Here is a 16,052-nt window from a genome sequence, read left to right as displayed (position 1 = left end):
TGAAGAAATACTTTTAAAGTCGACACAAGAAAACAGTCGCATGGAACGCTCAATGCGCAGAATGTAGCTCAACATAGTTATTAAACTTTTTATTAAACATCTATCAAAAAACAAAGTATTGGAGACTAAACAATATGTCAGATCTACCAAATATCGATATTGATTCAGCAGAAACTCAAGAGTGGTTAGAGTCATTAGAGTCAGTATTAGAAAATGAAGGCCCAGAACGTGCCCATCAATTATTAGAAACGTTAATTGAACGTGCGCGTCGTGGTGGTACTCATTTACCGTTTAACGCGACTACAGCCTATGTAAATACTATTCCACCAGGCCAAGAACCTCATATGCCTGCGGATCAAACGATTGAATCACGTATCCGTGCAGCAATTCGTTGGAACGCATTAGTGTTAGTATTACGTGCCTCTAAAAAAGATTTAGAACTGGGTGGCCATATTGGTAGCTTTGCCTCTTCATCTACTTTATATGATGTGGGTTTTAACCACTTCTTTAAAGCGGCATCTGAAACTGATGGCGGTGATTTCATTTTTGCTCAAGGTCATATTTCTCCAGGTATTTATTCTCGCGCCTTCATGGAAGGTCGTTTAACTGAAGAGCAAATGAATAACTTCCGTCAAGAATGTGATGGCAAAGGTTTATCTTCGTACCCGCATCCTCATTTGATGAAAGATTTCTGGCAGTTCCCAACAGTTTCTATGGGCTTAGGTCCATTACAAGCTATCTATACTGCACGTTTCTTAAAATACTTAACTGACCGTGGCATTAAAGATTGTTCAGGCCAACGTGTTTACGCTTTTCTAGGTGATGGCGAAACTGATGAGCCAGAATCATTAGGTGCTATCGGTTTAGCCTCACGTGAAGGTTTAGATAACTTAACGTTTATTGTTAACTGTAACTTACAGCGTTTAGATGGTCCTGTACGTGGTAACGGTAAAATTATCCAAGAACTTGAAGGTACATTCCGTGGCGCAGGCTGGGAAGTAGTGAAAGTTATTTGGGGTTCTTACTGGGATTCACTTATTGCCCGTGATACTTCAGGTAAATTACTACAGCTAATGAACGAAACAGTTGATGGCGAATACCAAAACTGTAAAGCGAAAGGCGGTAAGTACACGCGCGAAAACTTCTTTAACAAGTACCCTGAAACGAAAGCGATGGTTGCTAACATGTCAGACGCAGATATCTGGCGTTTAAATCGTGGTGGTCATGACCCAGTTAAAGTTTATGCGGCTTATGAAAAAGCGAAAAATACTAAAGGTCGTCCAACAGTAATCTTAGCTAAAACAGTTAAAGGTTTCGGTTTAGGCGCTTCAGGTGAAGCATTAAACATTGCCCATAACGTTAAGAAAATGGACGTTGAGTCAATCAAACATTACCGAGACCGTTTCAATATTCCGGTAAGCGATGATGAAATTGCTGATTTGCCTTTCTACAAATTCCCTGAAGACAGTGAAGAATTCAAGTACATGAAAGCCCGTCGCGAAGCGCTAGGTGGTTCATTACCAGCACGTCGTGTGCAAGCGGAAGAGCAACTCGAAATTCCAGCACTTAAAATCTTTGATCCAATTCTAAAAGGTTCTGGTGATCGTCAAGTATCATCAACAATGACTTTTGTACGTGTACTTAACAGCTTATTAAAAGATAAGAAAATAGGTAAGCGCATCGTACCTATCATTCCTGATGAAGCACGTACTTTTGGTATGGAAGGTTTATTCCGTCAAGTTGGTATTTATGCAAGTGAAGGTCAAAAGTATGTTCCACAAGATGCTGACCAAGTTGCCTATTACCGCGAAGACAAGCAAGGTCAAGTTTTACAAGAAGGTATTAACGAGCTAGGTGCTATGGCCTCTTGGGTTGCTTCGGGTACTTCTTATTCAACGTGTAACGCAACAACTATTCCTTTCTACATTTACTACTCAATGTTTGGTTTCCAACGTGTTGGTGATTTAGCATGGGCAGCTGGCGATAGCCAAGCACGTGGTTTCTTATTAGGTGCTACTGCAGGTAGAACAACACTTAACGGCGAAGGTCTTCAGCATCAAGATGGTCACTCACATGTACAGGCAGGTTTAATTCCTAACTGTGTGACTTATGATCCAACTTACGGTTATGAAATTGCTGTTATCGTGCGTGAAGGTTTGCGTCGCATGTATGAAGAAAATGAAAACATCTTCTTCTACTTAACGCTAATGAATGAAAACTATCAACATCCGGCAATGCCTGAAAGCAAAACTGTTGCAGACGAAATCATCAAAGGTATTTATCAACTTGAACAAGCTGCACCTGCTAAAGGTAAAGCGACTGCCAATGTGCAGTTACTAGGCTCAGGTACTATCTTAGAGAAAGTACGTGAAGCGGCACAAATTCTTGCTAATGAGTTCAATATCTCAAGTGATGTTTACTCAGTAACGTCATTTAACGAACTAGGTCGTGACGGTCAAGACGTAACTCGTTGGAACATGCTTCACCCAGAAAGTGAGCAGCGTGTACCTTACATTGCGCAAATCATTACTAAAGATGCAGGACCTGCCATTGCAGCAACTGATTACATCAAAAACTACTCAGATCAAGTACGTGCGTACATTGACACTGAATACCGTTGTTTAGGTACTGATGGTTTTGGTCGTAGTGATAGTCGTGCAAACTTACGTACTCACTTCGAAGTAAGCGCTCCTTACATTGTTGTTGCGGCATTATTTGAGTTAGCAAATCGTGGTGATGTTAAACGTTCAGTCGTAACAGAAGCAATTAAACGCTTTGATATTGATACTGAAAAACTTAACCCTCTTTACGCATAATTAGCATCTAGATAAGGAAAATATAATGTCTATTGAAAAAATCCTAGTCCCTGATGTTGGTGGCGATGAAGTTGAAATTATCGAAATTTGTTTTGCTGTTGGCGACACACTCGAAGCTGATGAGGGTATTATTACCGTAGAAACTGATAAAGCTTCTATGGATATTCCCGCGCCATTTGCCGGTAAGCTTGTGAGCTTAACCGTCAATATTGGTGACAAAATTAAAGAAGGCGATGTGATTGCCGAAATGGAGAGCGCGTCGGCTGCTGCCCCTGCAGAAGAAACGCCAGCGGATCCTGTCGTTGAAGCGCCTGTAGCAGCACCTAGTGCTGCTGTTGTTGAAGCTGCTCCTGTAGCGGCCGCTGTTGCGACTACTTCGCAAGTGATTGAAATCGCAGTCCCTGATATTGGTGAAGACGGCGAAGTTGACGTTATCGAAGTATTAGTAAGCGTTGGTGATGTGATTGAAGAAGAAGATGGTTTAATCACTCTTGAAACTGATAAAGCGACGATGGATGTACCATCAACGCATGCCGGTACTGTTAAAGAAGTATTTATCAATAACGGTGACAAGGTTAAGCAGGGTTCACTGGTAATCAAGCTTGAAATTTCTGGCGGTGTTACTCCTATTGCTGCAGCGCCAGCGGCTCCTGTAGCTGTTGCTCCGGCTCCTACTGTTGCTGCAACAACAGCACCTACGGCTTCACCAGTACCCCATCATCCACAAGCGGGTAACGTAAATAAAGGAGCTATATATACGTCTCCTTCGATTCGTCGTCTTGCACGTGAATTTGGTGTTGATTTAACCGTAGTCAAAGGCTCAGGTCGTAAAGGCCGCATCTTAAAAGAAGATGTGCAATCATTCGTTAAGTATGAATTATCTCGCCCGAAAGCGAATGCGGGTAGTTCAGTTGCTAGCGGCGAAGGCGGCTTACAAGTTGTTAGTGCTAAGACGATTGATTTCTCTAAATTTGGTGAAATTGAAACGAAAGCATTAACGCGTATTCAGAAAATTTCTGGGCCATTTTTACATCGCAACTGGGTAACGATTCCACATGTTACGCAATTTGATGAAGCTGATATCACTAATGTTGAAGCGTTCCGTAAAGAACAAAATGTTGTTTGTGAAAAGCAAAAACTTGGTTTTAAAATCACGCCACTCGTTTTTATCTTAAAAGCAGCTGCTGATGCATTACGTGCCTTCCCAACATTTAACTCAAGTTTGAGTGAAGACGGTGAAAGTTTAATTCTTAAGAAATACATTCACATTGGTGTTGCCGTTGATACACCAAATGGTTTGGTTGTGCCAGTAGTGCGTGATGTTGATCAAAAAGGTATTCACCAGTTATCACGTGAATTACTTGAAATCAGCATGAAAGCACGTGACGGCAAGCTTAAAGCGGCTGACATGCAGGGCGGTTGTTTCACCATTTCAAGCCTTGGTGGCATTGGCGGTACGGCATTTACGCCAATCGTTAACGCACCAGAAGTGGCTATCTTAGGTGTTTCTAAATCAGAAATGAAACCTAAATGGAATGGTAAAGACTTCGAGCCTAAGCTAATGCTGCCGTTATCTATGTCATACGATCACCGTGTTATTGATGGTGCATTAGCAGCACGTTTCACTGTGCATCTAGCTGGCGTAATGTCTGACATTCGTAAATTAGTACTTTAATTAACTAATACGTCCGACTTTAGTCGGCAGTTGTTAATTAATATTGGCGAAATTCAACGCATAAGAGTAGAATTTCGCCATAAAAATTTGAAATAGATAAAAGGATAGCTCAAGACACAGTGAGTTTGTTCAAGAGCAAGTCGAAAGCACGGAGTTGATGACCTTATCTAAAGGTATTAATGAGTACTTTCACCGCAGCGATTGGGCAAAGAAGCAAAGTGTTGAGCTAACCTTAACTAAAAATGAGGAATTTATGAGTAATAATATCAAAACTCAAGTAGTAGTTTTAGGTTCAGGCCCTGGCGGCTATTCTGCAGCATTTCGTGCAGCAGATTTAGGTTTAGACGTAGTATTAGTTGAAAGCCGTGAAACATTAGGTGGTGTTTGTTTGAACGTGGGTTGTATCCCATCAAAAGCATTACTTCACGTTGCTAAAGTAATTGACGATGCGGCTGCTATGGCTTCGCACGGTGTTACTTTTGGTAAGCCAGAAATCGATTTAGATAAAATTCGTGGCTGGAAAGAAAGCGTAGTAGCTCAACTTACTGGCGGTTTAGGCGGCATGTCTAAAGCACGTAAAGTAACGACAGTTTACGGTTACGGTAAATTCACTTCAGATAAAACTATTGAAGTTGAAGGTAATGACGGCGTGAAAACGACGGTTACTTTTGATAACGCTATTATCGCAGCAGGTTCTTCAGTAATTGATTTACCATTTATTCCTAACGATGACCCACGTGTTATTGACTCTACTGGCGCATTAGAACTTAAAGATGTTCCTGGTGAGATGTTAGTACTTGGTGGCGGTATTATCGGTCTAGAAATGGGTACTGTATACGCTGCACTAGGGTCTAAAGTATCTGTTGTTGAGTTTGCTGATCAATTAGTACCTGCAGCGGATAAAGATATTGTTAAAGTTTATAACAACTACAACAAGAATAAATTCAACATTATGTTGTCTACTAAAGTTGTTGCTGTTGAAGCAAAAGATGACGGCTTATATGTTACTTTTGAAGGTAAAAAAGCTCCAACTGAACAAGTACGTTACGACAAGATTTTAGTTGCTGTTGGTCGTAAGCCAAACGGTCACTTAGTTGCTGCTGATAAAGCAGGCGTAAATGTTGATGAGCGTGGCTTCATCAATGTAACGAACGAACTTCGTACTAACGTGCCGCACATCTTCGCTATCGGCGATGTTGTTGGTCAACCTATGCTTGCGCATAAAGCTGTTCATGAAGCACATTGTGCTGCAGAAGTGATTTCAGGTAAGAAGCATACCTTCGAACCGCGTTGTATCCCTTCAATCGCTTACACAGACCCAGAAATGGCTTGGGTTGGTGTAACTGAATCAGAAGCGAAAGAGCAAGGTTTAAACATCGAAATTGCTAACTTCCCTTGGGCCGCGTCTGGTCGTGCTATCGCCTCTGCACGTACTGAAGGTAAAACTAAGTTAATCTTCGAAAAAGAATCAGGTCGTATACTTGGTGGTGCTATTGTTGGTATCAATGCTGGTGAAATGCTTGGTGAAATTTGTTTAGCTATTGAAATGGGCGCTGACGCAGAAGATATCGGTTTAACGATTCATGCTCACCCAACGTTAAACGAATCAATTGGCTTAGCGGCAGAAATCTTTGAAGGTTCAATCACTGATTTACCTAACGCTAAAGCAGTTAAGAAAAAGAAATAAGAGCAAAAAATATAATAGATTAATCTATTAAAAAGCCAGTTACTTGAATAAAGTAACTGGCTTTTTTATTGGTTTTTATTAGTGAATAGAAGACGCTTGTTAAGCGTAATAGCAAATCTACCGACTGATTATTTTAAACAAACCTAAATAACCTGAACTTCGGATAAGGGAATTTGCCCAATAACGCTATTTAAGCGCCTATCAGCGTCATTTTTACTCCCAATAACCAGTTATTGGTTTGTAAAAATATCTTAATAGACACTTAAATTTCGTCACTGGAACTTTAAGTTAATTTGTTCACCTAACTTCAATAAGTTACAAAACTCTTGTCCAAACCTCAGATTAAATATCTAATAATGTGATTTTCAATAACAATAGCCTAACGGCCTTCTCTCTATCGTTTATTTGTCTTCTTTATAATACAAGCTAATCGGTATTGCTAAACAGCTTGCCAGAAATGCCTCTGCATATTGTTTGCCTTTGCCTTTGTACTTCCAGCCTAGTGTGAGTGCTATTTGCGTTGGTCTAAAGTTGGCACTATTGGTTTGCTCTTTAGTAAAGGGGTACTCAACGCCATTGCCTTTCATCAGTGCATCTTCAGACAGCGGGTTTTGTTCTACGGTGGATAAAGTCTGTGCTCTTTCAGAAAAATCAACAAAAAAACTGACTGATGCTTGGCAATAATCAAAGCGTGTCTTTTTAGCCGTTAACATGCTTTCTTCTTCTGTCATTAAACGTCGTCTTTGACCTGCAGGTGCTTCTTCTTTTAATTTTTTTCTAATGACTTTGTGAAATTTTGAGTAAGGGTTATCCATTAGGGCTAACTTAGTGTGCATCGCTGGCCAGTCCTGAAGAGCTAACTGTTTTTTATATTCAGTGGCAACTTCAGGGCTCATCTCTGCTGTTATTGATGTAGCGTTTACCGCGGCACAATACATAGTTATTATGCTCAGCCCTGTGAATGCTATAGTGCGAACAAGCGGAAAGGTTACTTTGTAACGTGCCGTTTTGGCATTGTGTCCAATTATAGCCTTCTCTTTAGTTAACAATCGACTGAGGACATGTTGGCAGGTCAATTTTTTATACGTTTGCATACTATTTTCTTCTTATTATTATTATTTAGTTTGCCACCAATAGCGCACTATTGGATTGATAAAAGCTTCTTTGCACTATCAGAATCGAAAGGAAGATAGAGAGATTCTGCTACTTTTCTAAATTTTATGTCAATGTATCAAGTAGATTTACCTAAATAGCTAACAATTACAAGGCTATCAAGCTAGCATTGTGAGGTATTTTTATCTAAAAGTACAAAATCTTAATTTATTTTGATTGAATATCCTACTTGTTCTGGACGATGAGTCACCCTTTTTTTCATTTTTCTGCCCATATCGTGATTTATAATCAGGTGTAGCAGAAATTAAGTGTTGTAAATATTAGTTAAATTAATCGAAACGGTTTTATATAGTATCTCTTATTATAATGATTGATTCTAAATATTTTCATTCTACCGTTTTATGGGAATAGGCCTGGTCGCTGCTCAACAGATCTATACTGAGATTTATTTGAACTATGTTCCTTGTTATATAAATGTTATTCTTTTGTAAAAAAAACAAAGGACTGACGAATGCAACTTCTACCTATCATCATAATGCTAATTACATCGCTATTTTATATGGACGCACTACATGCGCAAGAAAATAGCGCAGATACCGAGAATATTTCTAAATACCTGTCTACTATTATTGCGCCAGAGCCAATCAAACGCGTTAACCCTAAATATCCCATGAGCGCTGCAAGACAGAGCAGAGAGGGCTGGGCAATTTTAAGTTTTGTTATCAATAAGGAGGGTGGGGTTGAGGATATACTGGTAAAAAGTTCATCTGGTAGTAAAGATTTAACCCGAGCAGCGGAAATAGCAGCTAAAAAGTGGCGTTACAAACCAGCGATGGAAGATGGTAAAGCAATCCCTCAATGCGTTAATACTGTACGAATGGATTTTAGAATGGGAAAGCATACCACGGGCGCCACTAAGAAATTTATTAGCAAATATAACAAGGCTAGAGCGGCCTTAACAGCAAAAGACTTTGTTACTTTAGATGATATTCTCGACCAAATGAATAAAAATAAATACATGCACTTATCTGAGAATAACTATCTACATTGGCTGTCTGCTGACTATGCAAAAGAGCAGGGCGACAAGCGTAAACAGCTGTATCATTTAAATCGTGTAGCAGTTGGATTAAGTAGTTTGAGTAATGACAAGCAAAAACTCTCTGTGCTTTATCAGGCTTTTAATCTGCAAGTAGAGCTGAATGAATTTAAAGCGGCGCACAGCACCTATGAAAGATTGATAAAATTACCTTCAGCAGAACCTTATCTTACCCAACTTGCTGATGTAATGGCTAACGTTGAAAGCGTTATTTCGGGTGATAAAGACCTTGTTATTACCGCGGATATTAAAAATGATTTTTGGTCGACTGACTTAGTAAGGAACGAATTTTCGTTGATAGATATTGAAGGGTCTTTACACACACTCGATGTTCGCTGCGCGAATAAACGTCACGTTTATACTATAGAAAAAGATAATACATGGAAGCTACCGGCTAGCTGGGAAAATTGTAGTATTTATGTTTATGGTGAGCAAAAATCAACATTTAAACTTATAGAGCATCCGTTCACTACTTAATTCCGTTAGGATAATCGCTTAGCGTAATTGTGATAGTACTGTTCTCTTTGCTAAACTGATAATACAGAAGTTATAAGGATAATAGCTATGACAATTAAATCAGTATTTAAATATGCGCTATCTGCGCTGTGTTTTTTCTCGTTGGTAGCTTGTGCGGGACCTAGTCAAGTGGTTCTAGGTCAAGCGCAAACTGAGTGGGACTTTGATCACCAACTACAATTTAAAAAAACTCAATTCGATGACAAACACTATCAATTAGAGGTTATTCCTAATAATAAGGTTAGTTTTGAACGTTTGTCTGCCTTCTTACTACGCCGAGGATATTTAATTTGTGGCCAGTATGGCTATAAATTAGCCCTAATTAACGGTGTAGAAAGTTTTGATTATCCGCGTGCATCACCCAATTTAATTATGCCAAATTTAACCGCTAAACTTGAGTGCCCATTAAAAAAATAATTCGTGAAAGAACCTTTTAGTGGAAGGTTAATCTATGCGAGTTGTATTAATACCATTTTAAGGTGGGCAATTAATTAGTGTCATTGCAATAAGATAAAAAAAGGGTTACTTAATTAAGTAACCCTTTTTTGGTTTTGCTTTAAGCTATTTAGCGATTAAAGTAGAAGTACTACCCACTAACTAGGGTTTATACCACTGTAATCGGTACTGCTTGAGCAGTATACTTAGTAGTCATCTCATGTGTAGGAGGAGCAAATCGAGTTAAATCGATACCTTCTACTGCAGACTTGTACTCTTCGATTGTTGGGAAACGACCCAGCATAGTTGAAAGTACAACTAACGGTGTAGAGCCAAGAAGTGATTCACCTTTCTTCTCTGCCGTATCTGCAACAACACGACCTTGGAATAAGCGTGTAGATGTTGCAATAACCGTGTCGCCTGGTTCAGCTTTTTCTTGGTTACCCATACATAAGTTACAGCCTGGGCGTTCTAAGTACATGATGTTTTCATACTTAGTACGTGCAGCGTTTTTAGGCACAGCATCATCAAATTCAAAACCTGAATATTTTTGTAAAATATCCCAATCACCTTCTGCTTTAAGCTCATCAACAATGTTATACGTTGGTGGCGCAACAACTAATGGTGCTTTAAATTCTATTTTATTACCTTGTGCTTCCATATTACGGAACATTTGCGCGATGATTTGCATATCACCTTTATGAACCATACAAGAGCCAACAAAGCCTAAATCTACAGATTTGCCATCGTAGTATGAAACAGGACGAATAACATCATGCGTGTAACGTTTAGAAGCGTCTGCGTTGTTAACATCGGGATCAGCAATCATTGGCTGGTCGATAACATCTAAATCAATCACGACTTCTGCGTAGTATGTAGCGTTATCATCTGGTGCTAATGCAGGCGTTTCACCTGATTTAATGCCTTCGATGCGTTTGTCAGCTAAGGCGATTAAACCGTTAAGTGTTTTTGCTTGGTTTTCCATACCCTTGTTGATCATTATTTGGATACGGCTCTTAGCAAGCTCAAGTGATTTAATTAACGTTTCATCTTCAGAAATACAGATTGAGGCTTTTGCCTTCATTTCTGCAGACCAATCGGTAAATGTAAATGCTTGGTCAGCTAATAAAGTACCAATATGTACTTCAATGATACGACCTTGGAATACGTTTTCACCACCAAATTGCTTAAGCATTTGCGCTTGAGTCGCGTGTACTACGTCACGGAAATCCATGTGGCCTTGCATATGACCTTTAAAAGTAACTTTTACAGACTCAGGGATTGGCATAGCCGATTCACCTGTGGCTAGTGCGATTGCTACTGTACCTGAGTCAGCACCAAAGGCTACACCTTTAGACATACGAGTATGCGAGTCACCACCAATGATGATAGCGCGGTCATCAACCGTAATATCATTCAATACTTTATGAATAACGTCAGTCATTGCATGATATTCGCCTTTAGGATCACGTGCAGTGATAAGACCGAATTTATTCATGAATGCCATAAGCTTAGGAATGTTCGCTTTAGCTTTGCTATCCCAAACTGACGCTGTGTGACAACCAGACTGGTAAGCACCATCAACGAGTGGAGAAATGGTAGAAGCTGCCATTGCTTCAAGCTCTTGACATGTCATAGGACCTGTTGTGTCCTGAGAGCCAACAATGTTTACTTTAACGCGAACATCAGAACCAGCATGTAATGGCGTGTTAGATGTTACACCAACAGCGTTGTTATTAAAGATTTTTTCAACGGCCGTTAAACCTTGACCTTCATGTGAAATTTCTTTTGACGTTGCATAGACAGGTGGTGTTGCTATGCCAAGTGTTTGAGCAGCGAACGTTTGTAATTTCTTACCAAATGTTACCGCGTAAGAGCCACCAGCCTTCATGAACTCTACTTTCTGTGGTGTAAAGGCGGAAGATATATCTGCAAGCTCTTTGTCACCGTTGTATAATTTCTTCGCTTTGGTATCAATAGTTAACACAGTACCAGTCGCTACTGAGTAAGCTTCTTCTAAAACAGCATCACCATTTTCGTCAACAACTGCGTTGCCACTTGCATCTACTTTCTTAACCCAGTTTTTAAGGTCAAGACCAATACCGCCAGTTACATCAACCGTTGTTAAAAAAATTGGAGAAATACCATTAGTACCTGCTACTACCGGTGCAATGTTAATAAAGGGTACGTAAGGGCTTGCTTTTTTACCTGCCAATAGTGCAACGTTGTTAACACCTGACATACGAGATGAACCAACACCCATAGTGCCTTTTTCAGCAATTAACATCACTTTCGCATTAGGATGCTTAACTTGTAATGCGAGTATTTCTGCTTGTGCTTCTGGTGTGCTCATGCATTGGCCATGCAATTCACGATCGGCACGAGAATGCGCTTGATGACCTGGAGAAAGTAAATCAGTTGATATATCACCTTCACCGGCAATATAAGTCACTACTTCAACTTTTTCTTCAACATCTGGTAATTTTGTGAAAAATTCAGCTTGTGCGTAGCTTTCTAAAATTTCTTTAGCAAGCGTGTTGCCTGCTTTAAACGCAACTTCAAGACGAGTTGTATCAGCGTCGTATAGAAATACTTGAGTTTTTAATACTTCTGCCGCTGCTTTTGCTACTGCTGCGTCATCAGATAATGCTAGATCAAGAAGCACCTCAATTGAAGGGCCGCCTTTCATATGTGATAACAATTCAAATGCAAACGTTGGTGTAATTTCAGCTACTACTGATTCAGCTAGAATGATTTCTTTTAAAAATGCAGCTTTAACACCCGCAGCACTGGTTGTGCCAGGTAAAGTATTATAAATGAAAAAGTTAAGAGAATCTTCGCGATGCTCATTTCCAGAGTCTTTAATCTGAGCAATAATTTCAGATAATAACTCAGCGCCATCAATTGGCAAAGGAGCCAATCCTAGATCATTTTTACGACTTTCAATTTCTTTAATGTACTCTAAATATAGACTCATTTAAAACTCTCTCTAGCTATAAAAGGCTAATAATTTTTTCATCATTAGCAAGGAAAAATTTTGCCTCTAGTTTACCTGATTTTTGGGATACTACGAATCATTAGATTAAATAAGCATTATTCACACTACTTATAGTTGATAGAAGATATGGTTATAGTGGTTATATACCCATGTTACCCCAAATTCAGGATTCCGTTGGTATTAGAAACGCCTTGAATTAAGGCGTGGGTTGAAGGAATAGTTATACCAATTGTACTAATTAATTTCCCCTCTTCAAATAGTCTTAATCTACAATTTCAGCGTTGCACTCAACTCCCATACTCCCTATTGCTCAATCACGCGCCTTGAACTTGAAAATTGATCCTTATTGATTTTGATCACTAAATTAATACAAATGGTATTAGTCTATTATTCTAAATAAATAACCTAGCATAAATCGTTTATAAACCAGCACTGTTGGACTACCTGATAAAAATCATGCTCAACGTTACCTCTATTTTATCTATCACGGTGCTATTGTTTTGCTCGTAACCCTTTCTTCACACTAAATGATAAATATCAATTTTATTGATACCTATGTCTAATAATTATCGTCTATATTTGGTGATATAGTCATGAATAGTAATATTCCTTGCCGCTCTTCAACGTAAAAGTAAGTAGCAGTAAGGTATATACCCATGTTACTTCAAGATGCAGGATTCAGCTGGAATTAGAAACGTTTTTAGGCAAGGCATTGATTGAAGATAATGGTTGTTCCCTTATCGATATCTATAACGTAGCTTAAAACGTTTCTAAACCAGCCCTACGGGGATGTCTGAGCAAATCATGTTTTTCGTTGCCTCTATTTTTAAGGGAATAACCCTTAATAAAAAGAGGCGCCTCGATCATGAATCGCACAGGCATCCTGAAACGAGCATCTTGAAGTATCATGGGTATAGATAATTTTTAATCCCAGATACTTAACCGCTTTGTCCTAGTCTTGATATACAGAATCGAGTCTAATTATAAGAAGTATTAAGTCTCTCTTATCTTAAAAGGTGAATATCGTGCTTCAAGAATATCGCAACCACGTAGCAGAACGTGCAGCTGTAGGTATAGTACCTAAAGCTTTAGACGCGGAACAAACAGCAGCATTAGTTGAATTAGTTAAAAATCCACCAACCGGTGAAGAAGCCTTTTTAATTGATTTATTAACCAATCGTGTGCCGGCGGGTGTTGATGATGCGGCATACATTAAAGCTGGTTTTTTAGCCGCAGTGACTAAAGGTGAGGCGACGTCTTCAATTTTAAGTGCTGAGAAAGCGACTGAATTATTAGGTACCATGTTAGGCGGATATAACATTCAGCCTATGATTGACCTGTTAGAATGTGACAAGTTATCGCTTGTTGCAGCGAAAGGCTTATCAAAAACGTTATTAATGTTTGATGCCTTTCATGATGTACAAGAAAAAGCTGAAGCAGGTAATGTTGCCGCTAAACAAGTTATGCAATCTTGGGCAGATGCTGAGTGGTTTACTGCTCGCGATAAAGTTGCAGAAAAAATTACCGTTAAAGTATTTAAAGTTACCGGTGAAACTAACACGGATGATTTATCACCAGCACCCGATGCTTGGTCTCGTCCTGATATTCCATTACATGCCAAAGCAATGCTTAAAATTGCTCGTGAAGGTATTAACCCAGATAAAGATGGTGTTATTGGTCCCATCGCTCAACTTGAAAAAATGCAAAAAGACGCTATTCCATTAGCCTATGTTGGTGATGTTGTTGGCACGGGTTCATCACGTAAGTCGGCAACTAACTCAGTATTATGGTTCATGGGTGATGATATCCCTTGTATCCCGAATAAACGTGGCGGCGGTGTTTGTTTAGGCGGTAAAATCGCGCCTATTTTCTATAACACTATGGAAGATTCAGGTGCATTACCCATTGAATTAGATGTTCAGTCAATGAACATGGGTGATATTATTGATATTTACCCATACGAAGGTGTTGTTAAAAATGCTGCTGGTGATGTAATTTCAACATTTAAACTGAGCCCGGTATTATTTGATGAAGTACGTGCTGGTGGTCGTATTCCATTAATCATTGGCCGTGGTTTAACTGCTCGCGCGCGTGATGCATTAGGTTTAGCAACGACAGCTTTGTTTGCTACACCTATTGATCCCGCAGCTTCTACTAAAGGTTTTACCTTAGCCCAGAAGATGGTTGGTAAAGCTTGCGATGTTGCTGGTGTTCGCCCCGGTCAATATTGTGAACCTAAAATGACTACTGTAGGCTCGCAAGATACAACCGGTCCCATGACGCGTGATGAATTGAAAGATTTAGCCTGTTTAGGTTTCTCGGCTGATTTAACCATGCAATCTTTTTGTCACACCTCAGCTTATCCAAAACCTGTTGATGTTATTACCCATCACACCTTGCCTGATTTTATGATGAATCGTGGCGGTATTTCACTTCGCCCTGGCGATGGTGTTATTCACTCATGGTTAAACCGTATGTTATTGCCAGATACTGTTGGTACGGGTGGTGATTCTCATACACGTTTCCCATTAGGTATTTCCTTTCCTGCGGGTTCTGGTTTAGTTGCCTTTGCTGCAGCAACGGGTGTTATGCCACTTGATATGCCTGAGTCCGTATTGGTGCGCTTTAAAGGTGAAATGCAACCGGGTATTACCTTACGTGACTTAGTTCATGCTATCCCTTATTACGGTATTAAAAAGGGTTTATTAACGGTTGCTAAAGCCGGTAAAGTGAATGAATTCTCTGGTCGTGTACTAGAAATTGAAGGTCTTAAAGGTTTATCAGTAGAACAAGCATTTGAATTATCTGATGCATCAGCTGAACGTTCTGCTGCAGGTTGTTCAATCAAACTTGAAGAAGAGTCAGTTAGCGAATACCTAACGTCTAACATTGTTATGCTTAAGTGGATGATTAGCGAGGGTTACGGTGATGTGCGTACTATCACCCGACGCATCAAAGGTATGGAAGCATGGTTAGCTAACCCTTCATTAATGGAAGCTGATGTCGATGCTGAATACGCTCACATTATTGACATTGATTTAGCCGATATTAAAGAGCCAATCGTGTGTTGTCCTAACGACCCTGATGATGCGAAATTATTATCAGAAGTCGCTGGGGTTAAAATTGATGAAGTATTCATCGGTTCATGTATGACTAACATTGGTCACTTTCGTGCAGCAGGTAAACTAATCGACACTTTCCTTGAAAAGAGTGGCGGTACATTGCCAACACGTATGTGGGTTACACCACCAACTAAAATGGACAGCGCACAACTTAAAGATGAAGGTTATTTTAATATCTACGGTAAAGCTGGCGCTCGTGTAGAAACTCCTGGGTGCTCACTGTGTATGGGTAACCAAGCACGAGTAGGTGATAATACGACGGTATTGTCTACTTCAACACGTAACTTCCCTAACCGTTTAGGTAATGGCGCAAATGTTTATTTAACCTCAGCAGAGCTTGCTGGTGTTGGTGCTATCTTAGGAAAATTACCTACGCCGGCAGAGTATATGGAGTATGCGTCTCAAATTGATGCAACGGCTGCGGATACCTACCGTTACTTGAACTTTGATAAAATGGAAGAGTACACCAGTAAAGCTGATACGGTTATCCTACAAGTAGAAGCTTGATTTTGAATCTTGTTGTCTCTAAATGGAGCGATAACAACGTTGCAAGTATTCAGCTACTTGTGAGCATAAGTAACTAGACTAGGCGTT

Annotated in this window: 8 protein-coding genes; 6 read left to right on the top strand and 2 right to left on the bottom strand. The window is 39.7% G+C overall.

Annotated elements, in window-relative coordinates; genetic code table 11:
- Nucleotides 1-134: 134 nt before the first annotated feature.
- From aceE to lpdA, 3 genes are all read left to right on the top strand, one after another.
- The gene (gene aceE / locus CXF71_RS17680) at nt 135-2,816 is read left to right on the top strand and encodes a pyruvate dehydrogenase (acetyl-transferring), homodimeric type (protein WP_101234267.1); all 2,682 of its coding nucleotides are present in this window, start codon (nt 135-137) and stop codon (nt 2,814-2,816) included.
- 25 nt (nt 2,817-2,841) lie between these two features.
- Complete coding sequence (gene aceF, locus CXF71_RS17675) at nt 2,842-4,491, top strand: dihydrolipoyllysine-residue acetyltransferase (protein WP_232771537.1); 1,650 nt, start codon at nt 2,842-2,844, stop codon at nt 4,489-4,491.
- Between the two features lie 253 nt (nt 4,492-4,744).
- Nucleotides 4,745-6,178, top strand: a complete 1,434-nt coding sequence (gene lpdA / locus CXF71_RS17670; protein ID WP_101234271.1) for a dihydrolipoyl dehydrogenase — start codon at nt 4,745-4,747, stop codon at nt 6,176-6,178.
- A 401-nt stretch (nt 6,179-6,579) separates the two neighbouring features.
- Here lpdA and CXF71_RS17665 read toward each other — a convergent pair whose 3' ends face one another.
- Nucleotides 6,580-7,272 (bottom strand): hypothetical protein, encoded by a 693-nt coding sequence (locus CXF71_RS17665; protein ID WP_101234265.1) that lies wholly within the window; start codon nt 7,270-7,272, stop codon nt 6,580-6,582.
- 530 nt (nt 7,273-7,802) lie between these two features.
- On the opposite strand from CXF71_RS17665, the gene CXF71_RS17660 reads away from it, so the two are divergent.
- Both CXF71_RS17660 and CXF71_RS17655 read left to right on the top strand, forming a co-directional pair.
- Nucleotides 7,803-8,864 carry an energy transducer TonB gene (locus CXF71_RS17660; protein WP_101234264.1) on the top strand — a complete coding sequence of 354 codons (1,062 nt, stop codon included), beginning with the start codon at nt 7,803-7,805 and terminating at the stop codon, nt 8,862-8,864.
- Between the two features lie 87 nt (nt 8,865-8,951).
- Nucleotides 8,952-9,320, top strand: coding sequence for a hypothetical protein (locus CXF71_RS17655; RefSeq protein ID WP_101234263.1), 369 nt, complete (start codon nt 8,952-8,954; stop codon nt 9,318-9,320).
- A 187-nt stretch (nt 9,321-9,507) separates the two neighbouring features.
- Here the strand turns inward: CXF71_RS17655 and CXF71_RS17650 are convergent, their stop codons facing one another.
- Entirely contained in the window at nt 9,508-12,315 is a 2,808-nt protein-coding gene (locus CXF71_RS17650) for a bifunctional aconitate hydratase 2/2-methylisocitrate dehydratase (RefSeq protein WP_101234262.1), read from the bottom strand.
- 1,046 nt (nt 12,316-13,361) lie between these two features.
- Between CXF71_RS17650 and acnB the strand changes: the two genes are divergently transcribed.
- Nucleotides 13,362-15,965: a bifunctional aconitate hydratase 2/2-methylisocitrate dehydratase gene (gene acnB / locus CXF71_RS17645; protein WP_101234261.1), complete on the top strand. Its 2,604-nt coding sequence runs from the start codon at nt 13,362-13,364 to the stop codon at nt 15,963-15,965.
- The last annotated feature ends 87 nt before the right edge of the window (nt 15,966-16,052 follow it).

Source organism: Colwellia sp. 12G3 (assembly GCF_002836775.1).
In the GTDB taxonomy this organism is placed as follows: domain Bacteria; phylum Pseudomonadota; class Gammaproteobacteria; order Enterobacterales; family Alteromonadaceae; genus Colwellia.
The sequence above is the reverse complement of the archived record's forward strand: the minus strand, read 5'-3'. Positions and strand labels throughout refer to the sequence as shown.